This window comes from Halorubrum sp. AJ67 (assembly GCF_000513435.1).
In genome coordinates, this window is sequence record NZ_CBVY010000018.1 from 44,459 (window position 1) to 47,053 (window position 2,595).

The 2,595-nt window shown below is 70.7% G+C and carries 2 protein-coding genes; both read left to right on the forward strand.

Going from position 1 to position 2,595, the window contains the following annotated elements; genetic code table 11:
* A partial coding sequence (locus BN903_RS12800) for an alginate lyase family protein (protein WP_048078096.1) occupies positions 1 to 1,019 on the forward strand: 1,019 nt, incomplete at its 5' end.
* A gap of 37 nt (positions 1,020 to 1,056) precedes the next feature.
* Positions 1,057 to 2,595: alkaline phosphatase family protein (locus BN903_RS12805; RefSeq protein WP_195155806.1), on the forward strand; the 1,539-nt coding region annotated here is incomplete at its 3' end.

Genomic DNA, 2,595 nt, shown 5'->3' on the forward strand with positions numbered 1-2,595 from the left:
AGGAGCCCTGGCGGTCGGCGTACGACGCCCAGCTGCGCGACGCGGAGCGCGCGCTCGGCGCGACGCCGTCGAGCGTCGTCGACGACGGCTCTCCGGACGGCGTCGACGAGAATCGGTTCGCGACCGGCGAGGAGCGCCCCGACTACCAGGCCGCGATCGAGATGGGCACGCGGGTCCGCGACCTCGGGCTGGCGTACGCGTTCACGTCCGAGGAACGGTTCGCCCGCGAGGCGATCGAGCTGCTCGACCACTGGTTTCTCGACCCCGACACGCGGATGTATCCCTCCGGTCGGAACTTCGGCGAGACGTACTTCTCGATCGAACTCCACATCACCGTTCCGACGCTCCTGTACGGCGCAGCGCTCGTCCGCGACTCCCCGCAGTGGTCGACCGCGGAGGCCGACCGGGCGGAGCTCCGGACGTGGGTCGAGACGTACCTCGCTGACCTCGAAGCCGGGCGAGGGGAACAGCGGTACGTCGGAACGGTCAAAAACAACATCTACGCTTGGTGGATCCTCGCGCGAGCGACCGCGGCGGCCTACCTCGACGACCGCGACGCGCTGTCGCTGGCGTTCGGCGACTGGCGCGAGCGCGCGCTCGACCAGCTCCAGCCGGACGGCCTCTTGAAACACGAGATCGGACGGGTCGACGGGCTGGAGTACTCGGTGTACGGGCTGAAGGCGCTGACCCTCACCGCGGAGATCGCCCGCCACTACGGCGTCGACCTCTACGGCTACCGCCTCCCGGGAGACGACGAGAGCGCGCTCTGCCGAGCCTTCGAAGGCCATCGGCCGTACGTGCTCGACGCCGACGAGTGGGAGTGGGGGACCGGCGAGAACGGGTACACCGACGCGGACCGAACGGCGGCGGGGTCGGTGTACGAGCTCGCGCACTCGCGGTGGTCCCGCTCCGAGTTCCGGCGCGTCGTCGAGTCGATGGGGCGGCCGCTGTACGAGCGGCGGATCCTCGGGTGGACGACGCTGACCCACGCCAATCGCTTCGAGCTCGACCTCGGGTGACGTTCGTTTCCGACCGTTACTGACGGCTCAGGCGAGTATGACAAGCATAACAAACGGGATCCCTCGCGAAGCGGGGCACGATGATTCGGATCGACCCGTGTCGACGGGGGCGGTTCCGGTGAGCGAAGCCGGCGACCGCGCGTTCGTTCTGGGTCTCGACGGCGTCCCGTGGTCGCTCGTCGACCGGTGGACCGAGGCGGGCGAGCTACCCGCGTTCGCCCAGTTAGTCGCCGAGGGGGCCGCCGGACCGCTCCGGAGTACGACGCCGGCGAACACGCCGGTCGCGTGGCCCTCCATCGCGACGGGTACCTGGCCCGACCGCCACGGCCTGTACGAGTTCACGAAGCTCGACGCCGACCACAGCCAACGGCCGTACAACCGGACGGACCTCCGAGTGCCCCCGCTGTGGGAGCTGCTCTCGCCGGCGATCGTCGCGAACGTCCCGATGACGTACCCCGCCGGCGGCGTCGGCGAGGACGGGACGATGGTCGCCGGGATGATGACGCCGACGCCCGACGCGGACGGGTTCACCTACCCGCCGGCGTTGGGCGAGGAGATCCGCGAGCGCATTCCGGAGTACCGCGTCGGCCTCAAGTGGCACCGGTACGGTGACGACCGACGCGAGGAGTTCCGGGAGGACTTCGCGGCGCTGTTCGCGGCGCGCCGCGAGCTGTTGCGGTCGCTCATGGAGCGGGAGGACTGGCGGCTGTTCTTCTTCACGTTCACCGCGCCCGACCGGCTCCAACACCTGATCTGGGACGAGGACGTACTCCTGGACCACTACCGAGAGCTGGACGCGGTCCTCGGGGAGGTGATGGCGTACTGCGACCGGCTGGACGCGACCCTCTACGTCGTCTCCGACCACGGGTTCGGGCCGGTCTCGCGGATCGTCAACGTGAACCGGGCGCTAGCGGACGCCGGGCTGTTGACGCCGAAGGAGCCGACCGGACTCCGGGCCGCGCTCTCGCGGACCGGGATGACGAAGTCGCGCGTCCTGAGTGCGCTGGCGCGGATCGGCGTCGACGACAAGACGCTCGTCGAGCGGCTCCCCGCGTCCGTCGTCGACAGGGCGGCCCGGACCGTCCCCGGCGACCACGCCCTCTACGACGTCGACTCCGAGCGGACGCGGGCGTTCCTCCACGGGCTTGGAAGCGTGTACGTCAACGACACCGATCGCTTCGAGGACGGGGCCGTCGACCCGGCCGACCGCGACCGGGTCAAGGCCGACGTGATGGCCGCGCTCTCGGCGCTCACGGACCCCGAGACCGGCGATCCGGTGCTCTCGGTTCACGACGGCGACGACCTCAATCCGGAGGACGAGTTCGCCCCCGACGTGGTCGTCGAGGGCGTCGAGGGGTACCACGTCAAGCCCGGACTCGCCGACGAGGCCGTCGTCGACGCCGACGGGATCGCCGGCTACCACCGCCCGGAGGGCGTGTTCTTCGCCCGCGGCCCCTCGATAGCGGCCGGGGCCACGGTGGAGGGTGCCTCGGTCGTCGACGTGACGCCGACCCTGCTCCACGGGCTCGGCGAGCCGGTTCCGACGGCCGCGCAGGGTCGAGTCCTGTCGGAGGCG